General features: G+C 62.1%; 11 protein-coding genes and 1 tRNA gene. 4 read left to right on the forward strand and 8 right to left on the reverse strand.

Annotation, left to right across the window (positions count from 1 at the left end; translation table 11 throughout):
• Positions 1-47: 47 nt before the first annotated feature.
• The gene (locus tag ASD73_RS09940) at positions 48-1610 is read right to left on the reverse strand and encodes a hypothetical protein (RefSeq protein ID WP_056371922.1); all 1563 of its coding nucleotides are present in this window, start codon (positions 1608-1610) and stop codon (positions 48-50) included.
• Between the two features lie 320 nt (positions 1611-1930).
• Between ASD73_RS09940 and ASD73_RS09945 the strand changes: the two genes are divergently transcribed.
• Positions 1931-2017, forward strand: a tRNA-Leu gene (locus ASD73_RS09945).
• 454 nt (positions 2018-2471) lie between these two features.
• On the opposite strand, the gene ASD73_RS09950 is transcribed toward ASD73_RS09945, so the two are convergent.
• Complete coding sequence (locus ASD73_RS09950) at positions 2472-4361, reverse strand: CocE/NonD family hydrolase (RefSeq protein WP_056371924.1); 1890 nt, start codon at positions 4359-4361, stop codon at positions 2472-2474.
• Positions 4362-4736: 375 nt separating this feature from the next.
• Between ASD73_RS09950 and ASD73_RS09955 the strand changes: the two genes are divergently transcribed.
• Together ASD73_RS09955 and ASD73_RS09960 are read left to right on the forward strand one after the other, a co-directional pair.
• Entirely contained in the window at positions 4737-5870 is a 1134-nt protein-coding gene (locus tag ASD73_RS09955) for an aminotransferase class I/II-fold pyridoxal phosphate-dependent enzyme (RefSeq protein ID WP_056371926.1), read from the forward strand.
• Positions 5846-6838, forward strand: coding sequence for a M14 family metallopeptidase (locus ASD73_RS09960; protein WP_200934924.1), 993 nt, complete (start codon positions 5846-5848; stop codon positions 6836-6838). Before ASD73_RS09955 ends, ASD73_RS09960 begins: the two co-directional genes overlap by 25 nt.
• On the opposite strand, the gene ASD73_RS23545 is transcribed toward ASD73_RS09960, so the two are convergent.
• From ASD73_RS23545 to ASD73_RS23040, 6 genes are all read right to left on the reverse strand, one after another.
• Positions 6787-7179 (reverse strand): SDR family oxidoreductase, encoded by a 393-nt coding sequence (locus tag ASD73_RS23545; protein ID WP_443027959.1) that lies wholly within the window; start codon positions 7177-7179, stop codon positions 6787-6789. The two genes, ASD73_RS09960 and ASD73_RS23545, sit on opposite strands and share 52 nt — an antisense overlap.
• Positions 7180-7293: 114 nt before the next feature.
• Positions 7294-8526: an NAD(P)/FAD-dependent oxidoreductase gene (locus ASD73_RS09970; protein WP_235534293.1), complete on the reverse strand. Its 1233-nt coding sequence runs from the start codon at positions 8524-8526 to the stop codon at positions 7294-7296.
• A 12-nt stretch (positions 8527-8538) separates the two neighbouring features.
• Positions 8539-10686 carry a catalase gene (locus tag ASD73_RS09975; RefSeq protein ID WP_156377347.1) on the reverse strand — a complete coding sequence of 716 codons (2148 nt, stop codon included), beginning with the start codon at positions 10684-10686 and terminating at the stop codon, positions 8539-8541.
• Positions 10687-10766: 80 nt separating this feature from the next.
• On the reverse strand, positions 10767-11732 hold the full coding sequence (locus tag ASD73_RS09980; RefSeq protein ID WP_056371933.1) for an NAD(P)/FAD-dependent oxidoreductase: 966 nt from the start codon (positions 11730-11732) through the stop codon (positions 10767-10769).
• Positions 11729-12457, reverse strand: a complete 729-nt coding sequence (locus tag ASD73_RS09985; protein ID WP_056371935.1) for a DUF72 domain-containing protein — start codon at positions 12455-12457, stop codon at positions 11729-11731. The genes ASD73_RS09980 and ASD73_RS09985 overlap by 4 nt, the downstream gene beginning before the upstream one ends.
• Positions 12454-12930, reverse strand: coding sequence for a hypothetical protein (locus ASD73_RS23040; RefSeq protein ID WP_200934926.1), 477 nt, complete (start codon positions 12928-12930; stop codon positions 12454-12456). The genes ASD73_RS09985 and ASD73_RS23040 overlap by 4 nt, the downstream gene beginning before the upstream one ends.
• A gap of 42 nt (positions 12931-12972) precedes the next feature.
• Here ASD73_RS23040 and ASD73_RS09990 point away from each other — a divergent pair, with 42 nt between their 5' ends.
• Positions 12973-15177, forward strand: a complete 2205-nt coding sequence (locus ASD73_RS09990; RefSeq protein ID WP_200934927.1) for a response regulator — start codon at positions 12973-12975, stop codon at positions 15175-15177.
• Positions 15178-15295 lie beyond the last annotated feature (118 nt).

The following is a 15295-nucleotide window of genomic DNA, read 5'->3' on the forward strand; positions in this document are numbered from 1 at the left end:
GGGCCCGCCGGTCAGGCGTGCCCGCTCCCCAATTGGATCGCGAGCGATCAGGTCGTCGGAATGGCGCTGCAGGCGCGGCTCGTCGTGCCGAAGTTCGCGGTCGACGAATTGCAGGTCCAGCCCTGATACCAGGTGTCGTTGGCGTCGCGGACGGCGCCGACATAGGCGGTGGTGTCGAAGAAGGCGTTCAGCGTCTTCGCATCGAAGGGTGTGAAGCCGGTTTCGGTCGCACCGTTGATGAACAGGCTGGTCAGCGACGGCACATAGTTCGAACGGTTGTTCGTGCCGGCTTCGAAGATCGTCTGCACCTGCGCGTCGGTGACGCCGCTCGTGCCGCGGAACGGCGTTGCGTTGCACTGCAGCGAGACCGAGAAGAATTTCGGCGGACCGGCTTCGTCGAGAGCGGCGTTGACCGGGTTGATCGTCGTCGCGCTGTTGAGGCCCAGGCAGCGGAAGCCCGGCGCCACGATCAGGCCGTTGGCGAAGGTATAGTCCGCGCCGCCGCGGACGAGGATCGACACGCCGTTACCCGCCGCATTGTTGCGGTGGATATAGGTGAAGTTCGAGATCGCGACATTCTGGCGCGGAACCGCATCTTCGTTGCCGTTCGAATCGATTTCCATCATCGAGTCGCCGACCGCGCCGCCTTCGCGCTGCACGCCGATGACATACTGAATGTTGCCCTTGTAACCGACGTCGGTGTCGAGACCGTCGTCTTCGGCGCCGGTGATCACCAGATGCTTCATGTTTACTCGGCCGCCGAAAACTTCGATGCCGTCGTCCGAGCTGTTGTGGATCTGGACGTGGTCGATCTGGGTGCCCGAACCGGTGCCCGACGGGGTCAGGCCCTGAAGTTCGCTTGCCGCCGACAGGATGAAGCCCGAATAGCGGATCTGGACGTAGGACAGGCGGCCCGAGTTATCGGCTGGCTGCGCGCCGCCATAGAGCGCGTTCGACGTGCCTTCGGTGTCGCGTTCGCAAGCCGCGGTGCCCGGCGCCGCGCCCGGGGCAAGGCAATCGGTGATCGGCGCGCGTCCGAGCAGGACGACACCGCCCCACAGCTGTGACGTCTGGTCGCCGGCCGAGCCGACGACGTTGCCGCGGCCGGTGAAGATGATCGGCTGCGTCGGTGTGCCCACCGCGTCGATGCGGTTGCCGCGATTGACTGCGAGGAAGGAAACGCCCGTTGCGCCAAAGATGGTGACGCCCGGGTCGATCGTCAGCGTGACGACATTGTTCGTGCTCGTCGCACCCTGGTCGGTGCCGACATCGACACGGCCCGGCAGCGAATAGAGAACGCCCGCGACCTTCGGAATTGCGGTCGTCGCGGTGAAGCGCGTCGGGAAGCCGCAGTTGCGCCATTCGCCGCCGGGCCCTGAAACGGTGCCGAGGTTCGCGAGCTGGTCGGGGCCGGCAATGGTCGGGCAGTTCGCAGCCGGGGTCACGGTCCCCGGGGTCGGGGTCGGTGTGGGGGTCGGCGTCGGCGTGGGCGTCGGAATGACGATCACGCCTTCACCCGGCGACGCGACCCCGTCGGCACCGCACGCCGCAAGAATGGAACAGGCCACGCCGCTGAGCATGACCAAACGAATGCGTGCGAAAGCCGCCATGAAAATCTCCGTTCCCGGTGTGCGCCCCCAATATCGGTTGAGCGGCGCCCCTGATGAAAAATCACCGGCGAACGAGAAGAGATGTGCTGACTCGCCCCCGGTGACGCCGCCACTAGGATGATTCGATGACGGTCTGACGCCAGAGCGGTGACAGTTGAGCGACTCTTTTGAGTCGGTTCGATGACACTGGCAGCGGCGCTAGGGGCCGCTTGTTCGCACCTGCAAAAATAAATGCATCGAAGCTCGCTTGCATCACCCGGAAAGCTTTGCTAGGCGCCCGCTCCTACCTGGTGCCGGACCCGTCCGGACCATCATGATGTGCGGTCGTGGCGGAACTGGTAGACGCGCAACGTTGAGGTCGTTGTGGCCGAAAGGCCGTGGAAGTTCGAGTCTTCTCGACCGCACCATCATTTTTGATTTATCGTTTGTTTTCAGATATTAATGAAATTCTGAGAAAATTCTGGGCCACCTTTTAGGCCACCCCTCGCAACAATCTGCGGTGAAGAATAGCCCGCCGGCCGCGCGCTTCCACAGGCCATGACCTTGAAGCAGAAAGACTTTCCAAGTCGATATTCGCGGGCAAAGCGGCCCAAAAGTTTGCAATTGGTCGATGCGGGTGGGCGTCCGGAGCGCCTTAACCGCAGATAAGGCCGTGCAGCATCTGCGCCGCCATCATCGAGAAGGTAATACCGTTCCCGCCATATCCCGTTGCGGCGGGCTGCATCCGCGATCGTTGGCCACCTATCGTAATCGTCACGTCTGGCCGACTAGTTGTAGACGACCTCAATCTTCCCAATCTGTGCAGTGGCTGTTTGTGGCCTGTCCGCTTTCGGATCCGAAACGCAGACACCGAACAAACTCTCATTTCGCGTCGGGCGCCACGGACATCGAGATTGAGGAGGGAAAATCGCGCGAATAAAAGACCGAATGCGTCTGCGCCCGATAATCGCCCGGTTTTGCTCTCAGGATATTGGGTACGAAGGTCTGGGGGTTGCGGTCGATCAGCGGGAACCAACTGCTCTGAACCTGCACCCCGATACGGTGCCCTTTTCGAAACACGTGGGACGCCGAATGGAGGTCGATCTTATACTCTAACACCTTGCCCGGTTTAATCGCGGCCGGCTTTTCGTAGCTGGCGCGAAAGCGGCCACGGAACACGTCATTCGCGATCATCCGCTGACGGCCACGTAACACCTCGGGCGTCGTCGCATCGGACGGATAGATATCGACCAGCTTGACCACCCAGTCGGCATCGGTGCCTGTCGTGCTGGCAAACAGGCGCGCCGCGATGTCGCCAGCGACGGTGACATCCTCAGCCAGTGGCTCGGTCTGCCAGAACAGCACATCCTTTCGCTTCGCGAAGGGCGCCTGATCGTCGGATATCCACGTCGACCAGTCGGATCCGGGCCGCATGAACGGCTTCAGTATGGCGCGATCGCGATACGGGACCGGGTTCGCCGGGTCCGACACGAAACTACTGACGCCCTTGCGCGGCTGCGGGGCGTCGAAGGACAGCTTGCCGTCGGCCTGCAAATACAGGTTGCGTCGCTTGCCCTCGACTGCAGGCCAGCGCGAAAGGCGCTGCCACCGGTTGCTGCCCGACTGGAAGACGAGCGCCTCCGGTTGATCGAGTTCGCCGACGCCTTTGAGCCAATGACGAAACCAGGGAAGTTCGACCGAACTGCGAAACCACTGCCCCGTCTGTCCGCCCAGTTCGAACGGGCCGTATTTACTGCCCTCGCCGCGCCAGCCTCCATGATTCCACGGCCCGACGACCAGATAGTTCAGGCCACGATCGTCGCCCTTCTCCTGATTGGCGTAGATCGTCATGGGGCCATAAAAATCTTCCTGATCCCACCAGCCGGCGACGATCAAATTGGGGACGGCAACCTTCGCAGGCATCATGTGCGAGGTACGGCTATCGCGCCAGAAGCTGTCATAGTTCGGATGCGAAACGAAGTTTTGCCAGCTTGGCATCGAGCGGCCTAGCAGCCGCTGATCCATGTTGGCGAGGTCCGGCTGTTTCAGATACCAGTCATAGGCATCGTCGGTCCCGAAATCGAAAGCGTTCATCGTCCGGCCGTCCGTTTCCAGCGCCGACACCCATGACCAGGCGTAGTCGAGCCGAAAGGCACCATTGTGCAGGAAGTCGTCGCCGATGAACATGTCCTCGGGCGAAGCCTGTGAGGTCACCGCCTTGAGCGCCGGGTGCGGATTCACTGTCGCCACCGCGGCGGTCCAGCCGCCATACGACACACCGAACACACCGACCTTGCCATTATTGTCGGGCAGGTTCGTCACCAACCAGTCGATCGTGTCAAAAGTGTCGGTGGCTTCGTCGATGCCGTCCGCGGTTTTCTTGAGCGGGCGCAGGTTCACGAACTCGCCTTCGGAGCCGAATCGACCGCGGATATCCTGAAAGACGAAGATAAACTTGTCCTCGGCCAGTTCTCCATAGCCTCCCGCCTTGCTGAGGCCGAGGTCGATGCGGTCCTTGGTAAAGCCATAGGGCGACCGCGTCATAAGAATAGGAAGTTTACCGATATGGCCTTTGGGGCGCCAGACCTGTGCGTGCAGACGAACACCGTCGCGCATCGGAATCATCACGTCCTGCGCTTCGTACTCCGAGAGGCTTGGGGCGACGGCAACCGACTGGCTTGCCGCCGATTGCACCATCGCCGGCGCCCCGACAAACACGCCGAGCAGCAGCGCGGATAATGCAAAACCGTACCGGATCAAACCTGTGCGCATGACCGCCAATCCCCTCGACTTGTTTGGACGGCTCAGACATGACGGATTGACCGTGAAAGTCCAAATAATTTTCCAAATGGGATTGAATTTTTCTAATTTGCGTGCATTTTCTCTGATTTAAGGGGCGGTTCGCGGTCATCCAAACGCGTCTTTTCTTCCTTTCACGAGGATGCGCCGCCGCGCCAAGGTTATGAGAATATGATTTCGATCCGGGAATAGTCCGAACCCTCTCCCCCGCTGATTGCTGAAGGTTCAGCGCATCCACTGGCGTTGTCCCGATTTCAAGAAGACGTCGTGCGCAAAGGAAGTGGCATGGAACTACCCTATCGGCCATGCGCAAAGCATTTGAGATAATTACAGTGGAGCCAATTCGCTATGCCGGTTGAGATCGATCCCTTTCATGCCATCGCCATCAGCCGTCTCGCGCATCGGATGCGAGCCGAAGGACGATCGGTGATTCATATGGAGTTCGGCCAGCCGTCGACGGGTGCTCCGGAAGCCGCAATTGAGGTTGCGCATCGCATTCTCGATGCCGATGGCATGGGCTATTGGGAAAGCCCGGATCTCAAAGCCCGTATCGCGGCACATTATGGCGAAGCCTATGGCGTCGCGGTAAATCCGGAACGGGTCATACTCACTTGCGGCGCGTCGCCCGCCTTCGTCCTCGCGCTGTCCTGTCTTTTTTCGCCCGGCGCCAGCGTAGCCCTCGCGCGCCCCGGTTATGTCGCATATCGGAATACGCTGAAGGCGCTCCATCTCTCGCCGATCGAACTCGCCTGCGGCGAAGTCGAACGGTACCAGATCACCGCCGACGCGATCGAGCGGCTGGAGCCGGCGCCGGACGGCCTGATCGTCGCGAGCCCTGCCAATCCGACCGGAACCATCATTCCGCCCGACGAGCTCCGGGCCATAGCAGAGGTGTGCAAGCGCCGCGGCATCGCTCTCGTATCGGACGAGATCTATCACGGCCTCAGCTACACGCTTCCGGCCGAGTCCATGCTGCAGCACGCGCCCGACGCACTGATCGTCAACAGCTTCTCCAAATATTTCAGCATGGCCGGTTGGCGCCTGGGATGGCTCGTTGTGCCAGAGCACCTCGTCGACGCCGCCCGCGCCCGGATGGGCAATCTGTTTCTGACGCCGCCGTCCCTCGCCCAACATGCCGGCCTGATCGCGTTCGACTGCCGGGACGAACTGGAAGGCCACATTCACACATATGCGCGCAACCGCGAACTCCTGCTCAAGGCCCTTCCAGAAATGGGTCTGCGTCGAATCGCGCCGCCGGATGGCGCGTTTTATATCTATGCCGATGTCGGGCACCTGACGAACGATAGCCTGTCCTTCTGCGAAGCCCTGCTGCACGATACGGGCGTAGCCGTGGCTCCCGGCCTGGACTTCGATCCGGTGGACGGCAATGGCTTCATCCGCCTCAGCTTCGCCGTTTCGACCGACCTGGTCGAAGAGGCGATCCGGCGTATAGATCCATGGTTCGCTGCCAAGGCGCTTTGACCTCCCGCCCTGTTGTGCGAGTCTCCGATCTATTAGGACAAAATGAGATGACCGATTCCAGCTTTTATCCAGTGGGCAACCTTGGGCAACCTTGGGACGCCATCGAATTGGACCAGTGGCGCAGCCGCCAATCGCGCTTGCGCCGCTATGATGTCGACATCGTGCCGCGGATCGACGCTCTGGCGCAACGTTATGAGAAACTCACATATGGCAAGCTCGATTATGCCGGGGAGCAGTTCGCACTGCTGGCGCTGCGCGATCGGTATCTCGATCCGGCCCTGCCGTCGGCGCTGCTGACCGGCGGCGTGCATGGATATGAAACCAGCGGAGTCCTCGGCGCGCTCGAATTTCTCGAGACGAGCGCGGAGGATTACGCCGGCAAGGTCAATCTTCTGGTGGTGCCTTGCGTCAGCCCTTGGGCGTATGAGCGCATCAATCGCTGGAACTATGACGCCGTCGATCCCAACCGGAATTTTCGTGCCGACGGTCCGGCGCGCGAATCCACCGCGCTTATCGAGCTCGTTCGATCCATGCCAAGCCCGTTCCTGGTGCATATCGACCTGCACGAAACGACCGATAGCGACGAAATCGAATTCGGTCCCGCGCGAGCCGCGCGCGACGGCAAGGATTTTGAGGCGGGCATCATCCCCGATGGCTTTTACCTCGTCGACGACAGCGAGAATCCGCAACCCGAATTCCAGCGATCGATCATCGCCGCAGTGGAACAGGTGACCCATATCGCGCGCCCCGATTCAAAAGGAGAGATCATCGGTTCGACCGTCGTTGAGCACGGCGTGATCGAATATCCGCTCAATGAGCTGGCTCTTTGTCCCTCGATCACCGGCGCGCGCTACACGACGACCACCGAAGTCTATCCTGACAGCCCGCGCACGACCCCGGAGAAATGTATTCGAGCTCAGGTCATAGCAGCGCGCGCGGCGCTGGACTTTGCGCTGGCGCACGTGTGACAGTGCGTTCGCTCATCGCCGGATTTGGCCGATGGCAGGCAGGCAGATTTTGAGCGCAAATGCTGCAAAAGCGAACGTCGAGAGGCGGCGCGTACAGAGAACGCCGCCTTCAAAACTTGGAGATTAAATCCGCCGTCGATCGTGAGACTGGCTCCCGTCATATAGCCAGCTTCATCATTGACTACGTCAGCCACAAGACCGGCGATTTCCTCGGGTTGTGCCACGCGCTTCAGCGGACTCATTTTTGCTTCGATTTCATGTGCGGCGGCTTCGCTCGATACATTAGGTAAGGGCCACGGCGTAGCCTCCGCGCGCAAGCTGCTCGCCAATGGCTGCGCCAATCCCGCGCGAGCCGGCGCGCAAGAGATTCCCTTTGCGCGGAGGGCTGACGCTTCGGAGCGAAGATTTGCACGAGGCGAACGACCAGCTTTGAGGCGGAGCGTATTTTCCAGCGATCAAAACTTGCGATGAAAGCTGACCAAGTCCGCATCGGGGTCGCCATAACCGCAAATCAGGCCTCGGAGCATCTGCGCCGCCATCATCGAGAAGGTGATGCCATTTCCGCCATATCCCATCGCGGCATAGCAGTTCGGCATGCCGGGGATGGGACCGATGGTGGGCGTACCGACCGGGCTGTCGCCGAAACTGCCCGCCCAGCTATATACCGGCGCGGCGTCGATGCCGGGCAGCAAGGCGGCAAGCTTTTGTGACAATGTCGCGGCCTTATCGGGAAGCTTGGCGTCGCGGACCATCGCATCGCCAATTTCCTCGTCCTCGCCGCCGCAAATAATCTCTCCGCGCGGCGTGGTACGGATGTAGAGATAGGGATCGGCGGCTTCCCAGATCATCGCGGCCGTCGGCCAGATGGCGCGGGGCTGCGGGCGAGTTGCGATCGACCAGCTCGAGATGATCTTATTCCCCTTGCGCGGGATTCCCTTCATCATCTCATAACCCGTGGCCATGACGACATGGCGCGCACGGATAGTCGGTCCGCGAGCTGTAAAGAGCGTCACCCGATCGCCCGCCGGCGATATGTCGCATATATCGACCGGCGAATAGAGCCGCGCGCCGCGCGCCAGCGCGACGTTCAGATAGCCCGTTGTCAGACGGCGTGGGTCCGCCGAATAATTGCCGAAGCCGATCAGAGCGTGGCGCCCCTTGATTCCATAGCATTCCTGCACGGAGGCGGGTTTGAGCAATTCGACCTCGAAGCCCGCGCGCCGCCGGGCGTCGGCCTCGCGCGCAAGCCCGTCGGCATCGAGAACATTGCCGTCGAGATAGATCGATCCTCGCGTCGCGCCATCGGCGGCAAGACCCAGCCGCTCGGTCCGCTCGCGCAGTGCGTCGACCGACTGGCGCGAGCGGCGCCAGATACGCTCGGCCTTTTCGCGCCCGATCCGTTCGGCCATCAACGACAGCGGCGTGTCGAGTTCATATTGCAGCATGGCGGTCGATGCCGCGGTCGATCCTTCCGCGGGGCCACGGCGGTCGACGACGACGGTCTTAAACCCGGCATCCGAAAGCGCCTCGGCGATCAGGGCGCCCGACACGCCCGCCCCGACGACGACCACGTCGCACGCGATGTCACGTGTCAGCGGCTGTGCGGCAATCGCGGGGCGACGCCGTGCCGACCAGATCGACTGGCCGGTGCGAAGGTCGCGATGATTGGTGACCGATGTGCGGCTCACCAAAATGCACGATCAGGCAAGATCGCGCACCTTGGGTTCGCGTGCCCAGTGACGCCGCGTGCCGACGCCCGCGAACGCATCGATCGCGACGACGCCGCTATCCTTTTCGACCCCTGCCTTGTCGAGCAGGATTTGCGTCGCCGGGTCATGCGCGATCGTCTTGCAATGGCCAAAGGCGTCCATGAACCACTGAACCGCTGCGCCCTGCTTCGAGAGCGCTTTGGCCTGTTCGTCGGTGAGGATCGACGCGACTGCGTCGAACAGCACCGAGGGCGAGCCCGCGAGTTGACCATCGGCCTTGAGCGTGCCGCCCTTGACCTTGATCCCGCCGACCTTGGGCGCGACGAGGAATGCGGTGCCGCCAGCGCCTTCGATGTCGCCTTTCAGCTTGTCGATCGCCGCCTTGTCCGATCCTTCGGCAAAGAGAATCGCGACCTTGCGCCCTTCCATGGTGTCGTCGGCATTTTTCTGGATCGACAGCGCTTCGGATGGTTTGAGATCGACCGGCGCACGCGCGGCCTTTTCCTTAGACGGCAAGTCGATGGCAAGGCCTGCGGCGACGCGCTTCGCCAGTTCCTCGTCGATATTGCGCAGTTGGCCGACAACGCGCGATCGGACGTGATCGAGCGTGACCTTCGACAGCTCGAACACCAGCGCCGAGGCAATATGCGCCTGCTCATTCTCGGTCTGCGACAGGTAGAACAGCCGCGCCTGGCTGAAATGATCGGCGAACAGCTCGGCCCGGACGCGCAGCTTCTGCATGGGATCGTTACGCTCGTCATTCGTCGCGAAGGTCGTGAACCCCGTTTCGGCGCTCGCGCGCGGACCGCCATTCTCGCCGGCTTCGGCAAGGCTATTCGGTTCGTAGTTCGCGCGGCCCGTCGGGACGAGCGTCTGCATCATCCCGTCGCGCTGGAAATTGTGGAATGGGCATTTGGGCGCGTTGATCGGGATCTGGTGGAAATTGGTCGTCCCCAGCCGTGACTTCTGCGTGTCGAGATAGGAGAAGAGTCGACCCTGCAGCAGCGGGTCGTTGCTGAAATCGATCCCTGGAATGATGTTCGATGGCAGGAAGGCGACCTGTTCGGTCTCGGCGAAGAAATTATCGACGTTGCGGTTGAGCGTCATCCGCCCGACGATCTCGACCGGAATATCCTCTTCGGGGATCAGCTTGGTCGCGTCGAGCACGTCATAGGGTTGCTTGGCCGCAAAGGCCTCGTCGAAGACCTGGACGCCGAGATCCCACGCCGGGAAGTCGCCCCCATCAATCGCTTCGAACAGGTCGCGGCGGTGGAAGTCGGGATCGGCGCCCGCAATCTTGACCGCTTCGTCCCACGTCGTCGACTGGAGGCCGAGCACGGGCTTCCAGTGGAATTTGACGAATTTGCCGTCGCCCTTTTCGTTGACGAAGCGGAAGGTGTGGACGCCGAAGCCCTCGATCATGCGGAAGCTGCGCGGGATCGTGCGGTCGGACATCGCCCACATGATCATGTGCATCGCCTCCGGCATCAGCCCGATGAAATCCCAGAAGGTGTCATGCGCGCTCGCCGCCTGCGGATAGCCGCGGTCGGCTTCCATCTTCACGCTGTGGACGAGGTCGGGGAATTTCATCGCGTCCTGAATGAAGAAGACCGGGATATTGTTGCCGACAAGGTCCCAGTTGCCGCTGTCGGTGTAGAGCTTGACCGCAAAGCCGCGCACGTCGCGCGGCGTATCGACCGACCCCGCACCGCCGGCAACGGTCGAAAAGCGGACGAAGACCGGACAGGTGTCGCCAGTCTTCTGGAAGATCGATGCCTTGGTCAGGCCCGGAATCGCCTTGGTGCATTCGAACACCCCATGCGCGCCCGATCCGCGTGCGTGGACGATGCGTTCGGGGATGCGCTCATGATCGAAATGGAAGATTTTCTCGCGAAGGACGAAATCCTCGAGCAAGGTCGGCCCACGTTCGCCGGCGCGCAGCGAATTCTGGTTGTCGGAAATTCGGTGGCCGAAATTGTCGGTGAGATAAGCCGCCGCGTCGGCGACGTTGGTGCCTACTTGCTGGTGCAGTTCATCGCCATTGCCCCGGTGATCGGTTGGCGCTGTTTGGCCCTCTCCCGGCTGATGGACGCGAAGAGCGTGGTCGGTCGCAGGGGAAGGCGCGGGCTTCTTGGCCATGATCGGTTCCTTGGGTCGGAGGGGTTTGAGTCTTCAACCCCCCGCTCGCCCCTAAGTTTCGCGGAACCTCGCATCCCGTGCTATTTCTGGTCGGCCATCACATGCCCCTCCTGTTCGCGCAGCCAGTTATGGAGGCGCGTCGCCGCCATCGCCCCCTGTCCGGTCGCGACGCTGATCTGGTCAAGACCGGCAACGACATCGCCGGCGGCATATACGCCGGGAAGCAGCCCGTCCGAATAGGCGGTAAAGGGAAGGCAACCGTTGGGATCGGTCAGCGGCCCGAGCATGGCCGCAAGCTCGCTGCGCGGCGTCGATCCGAACGCCGGGTAAAGGATGTCGAACCGACGCGGCGCGGCTTCGTCCTCAAGCGTGACGGATATCGTCGTGCCGGCCGCATCAAGGCGCAGAACCCGGCCTTCGAGTACGCCGACCCCGCTTGCCTCGAGTTCGGCGCGCTGCGCATCGGTCAGCGCGACCTGCCATTTCGGGATGAGCGTGACGTCGCTCGAATATTGCCGCAGGAACATCGCTTCGGCGGCGCCATGGAGGTCGGAGCCGAGAACCGCGATCCGCTCTTCGCTATGTTCAAAGCCGTCGCAGATCGGGCAATAGCGCAGCACGCCGCTTTGAACCGCTGTCTTGTGATCGCCGCTGTCGAGTTTCGCCAGATTGGTGTCGACGCCCGTCGCGAGGATCAGGCCGCGTGCATCGATGGTCGCACCGCCTTCGAGACGCGCGCGAAAGCCCCCGTCATTTTCTCGCCGCACGATCTCGACAACCCTGCCCTCGGCAATCTCGGCGCCGTAGCGCACCGCATGTTCGCTCATGCGCGCAATGAGATCAGCCCCGATGATCCCGTCGGGAAAGCCCGGAACGTTGCGCGAGCGCGGAACCCAGAGCGTGCGCGAGCTGCCGTCATGCACGATCCGCACGCGGCGCCGGTAGCGCGCGAGGTACATACCGGCGGTGAGGCCCGCCGGACCCGCGCCCACGACCAGTACATCAAGCGCGGGCGTCTCGCCGTTGGAAGGCGGTTCGAGTTTCACGCGGACGGCGCCCGCGATGCGAGTTCGAACGCATCGCCCAAGGCCGCCATCGCCGCGGTGTTGTCGAAAATGCACCAGGGCGGCTCCGCTCCCTTATGCTCACGCTCGATCAGCGCCGCATATGCGCCGAGCCGCTCCGTGCCATAGGGCGAGCGATACATCACCGGCGATCCGTGGAGGCGCCAATAGGACAGCCCGCGCCAGCCGCCCGGCAACCCGGCCGCTACAACGCGGGCGGGATCGGCCGCGACACGCGCCACTTCAAGTTCCACGAGCATGCGCTCGGGACCGTCGTCGAACCAGCTCGGGTGACGCGGCTCGCAAACGATGCGGGCCGGCGTAGCGGCGGCAAGCTCGGAGAAGAAATCCTCGGCCACATCGGACTGATAGACCATGCTGGGCGGCAATTGGACGAGCAGGACGCCGAGTTTGGCACCCAGTCCGACCGTTTCTTCGATCAAGCGGGCGATCAGGCCCCCGCAATCGCGAAGCCGGCGTTCGTGCGTAATCGCACGCGGCACTTTGACCGCGAAACGGAAGTCGTCGGGCACGATCGCCGCCCACCGCGTCCAGGTCGCGGGGCGATGCGAACGGTAAAAGGAGGAATTGACCTCGACGGACGAAAAGCGACGCGCATAACGTTCGAGAGCAAAGCCCGTATCCGGAAATCGGCCGGCATATTGCGACGCGATGCTCCAGCCAGCCGTTCCGATCCGCCATCTCATTGTCGGAGAACGCGAGCATCGTGAACTGGATGCAACGGGCGTGCGATTTGGCGTTTGTGGAACCCTATCTTCCCTCCCGTCGTTTCACTGTCGACAAAAAGGGGAGCGAACATGTGTTGAGCGCGTTGGCTGCCGAACCCGAAGATGTCCTCTTCCTCGAAAATGGAGGAGAAATGGGTCAGCGGGTTGCGGATTATGACTGGGGCTCCACGCCTCTCGGTCCGATCGCCTTCTGGCCGCAAAGCCTGCGCGCGCTTGTCGCCTTCGTCATTCATTCGCCGGTTCCGATGGTCATGCTGTGGGGCGACGACGGCATCATGATTTATAATGACGGCTATTCCCAATTCGCCGCTGATAATCATCCACGCATCCTCGGTTGCCCGGTCCGCCAAGCATGGCCCGAGGTCGCGGATTTCAACGACAATGTCATGAAGGTCGGGCTGGCAGGCAGCACGCTTGCCTACAAGGACCATTTACTCCGCCTCAACCGCACCGGCACCTTCGAGGATGTCTGGATGAACCTCGACTATTCTCCGGTGTATGGCGACAACGGCGCCCCTGCAGGCGTGCTGGCGATCGTCGTCGAGACGACCGAGACCGTCAAGGCGACCGCGGCCCTGCGCGCCAGCGAGGCGCGACTGCGATTCCTCGACAAGCTCGGCAAGCAAACCGCCGCGAGCACCGATGCCGATGAGATTTTGACCATCACGACCCGCCTGATCGGCGAGGAGCTGGGGGTCACCAACTGCGCCTATGCCTATATGGATGCCGACCAGGACGGGTTCACGATCCGTGGCGATTGGGCGCGCGATGGCACGTCCTCGATCGTCGGCCACTATAGTCTGGCGGCATTCGGCGAGAAGGCGGTGAATAATTTGCGCGCCGGAAAGCCGCTCATCATCAACGACAACCTGAAGGAAATCCCGCCAGAAGCCGCTGCGAGCTTCCAGAAGATCGGCATCGGCGCCACCATCTGCATGCCCTTGGTGAAAGATCGCCGGCTGACCGCATTAATGGCGATCCATCACCGCCTGGCCCACCAATGGACAAGCGAGGAGTTGGCCGCAATCCGCGAAGTGACCGAACGTAGTTGGGCCCATATCGAGCGCGTCGGCATCGAGGCCGAACTGCGCGCCGCCGCCGACCGGCTGAAGGAGCTCAACGAGACGCTGGAGCAGCGGGTCGGCGAGCGCTCGGCCGCACTCGAACGCAGCCAGACGCAATTCCGCCTGCTGGTGCAGGGCGTCACCGACTACGCCATCTATATGCTCGACAACGACGGAAAGGTGACAAGCTGGAACGCCGGGGCGCAGCGGATCAAGGGATATCGCCCCGAAGAAATCATCGGTCACCACTTCTCGTCCTTCTACGAAGAGCAGGACCGCGCCGCCGGAGAGCCCGAGCGTGCGCTGGAAACGGCGCGACAGGCAGGACGCTTTGCGGCCGAAGGCTGGCGAGTGCGGAAGGACAAAACACGGTTTCGGGCCAGCGTTGTGATCGATGCGATCAACGACGATGCCGGCAATCCGATCGGCTTCGCCAAGATTACCCGCGACGTGACCGAACGCGAGGAAGCGCAACATGAGCTCGAACTCGCGCGCGAAGCCTTGTTTCAATCGCAAAAGATGGAAGCCATCGGTCAATTGACGGGCGGGATCGCACATGACTTCAATAATTTGTTGATGGCGATCAGCAGTAGCCTGGAATTACTGCGCAAACGTGCCCCGCGTGAACCGCAGATCGTGAAGCTTCTCGACAATTGCCTGAAGGCTGCCGATCGCGGTGCCGCGCTGACGCAGCGCATGCTGGCCTTCGCGCGCCGCCAGGAACTGGCGACTGAGCGGGTCAAGCTGCCGCAGCTTGTGGGAGGGATCATGGAGTTGCTGCAGCGCGCCCTCGGCCCGAGTTTCGTCATCGAAACCAGCTTCCCGGCCGATCTTTCCGCGGTATCGGCCGACGTCAACCAGCTGGAAATGGCACTGCTCAATCTGGCGGTGAACGCACGCGACGCGATGCCTGCGGGCGGGACGATCTCAATCGCGGCGGTAGAGCGAAATGTCGGGTCGGGAGAAGTGGTCGACCTTGCGCCCGGTCATTATGTTCGCCTCACGCTGGCGGACAATGGAAACGGGATGGATGCCGAGACGCTGGCACGCGCGGCGGATCCCTTTTTCACCACCAAAGGGATCGGCAAGGGAACCGGCCTCGGCCTGTCGATGGTCCATGGCTTCGCCCGGCAACTGGGCGGCGCACTCCAGCTGGAAAGCCGGGTCCACGCGGGGACGCACGCGCATATATGGCTACCCGTCTGTGACGCGGAAATGCTCGAGGCACCGGCCGAGACCGAGGAAATTGCGCCGCCCGCTGGCACCAGTCGTACGATTCTCGTGGTCGATGACGACGCGATCATCCTGATGAACACGGCGGCGCTCCTCGAGGATCTTGGGCATGTGGTCGTCGAAGCGAGTTCGGCCGAGGAAGCGCTGCAGATCCTCCAAGCTCGTCGGGATATCGATCTGATGATCACCGATCAGGCAATGCCCGGCATGACAGGCAGTCAGTTGATAGCGGTGGTCCGTAGCGAGCAACCTGCCCTGCCGATCATCCTGGCGACCGGCTATGGCGAGACCCCCAGCGACGCCAATCTTGCGATTGTCCGTCTGGGTAAGCCTTTTGGTCAAAAGGAATTGGAGCGGGTAGTCATCGCAACGCTGGGGTGATTGGCGCCGTCCGCTTTCAGGTGTCGATCAGGGATGCTCGAAATGGCGTAGATGGGGCGCAAAGCACACCTCTTTCCCTGGTTAAGCTTCCTCTATTCAAGCAGGAATTGCTCCCACT

The organism is Sphingopyxis sp. Root154 (assembly GCF_001427105.1).
Taxonomy (GTDB): domain Bacteria; phylum Pseudomonadota; class Alphaproteobacteria; order Sphingomonadales; family Sphingomonadaceae; genus Sphingopyxis.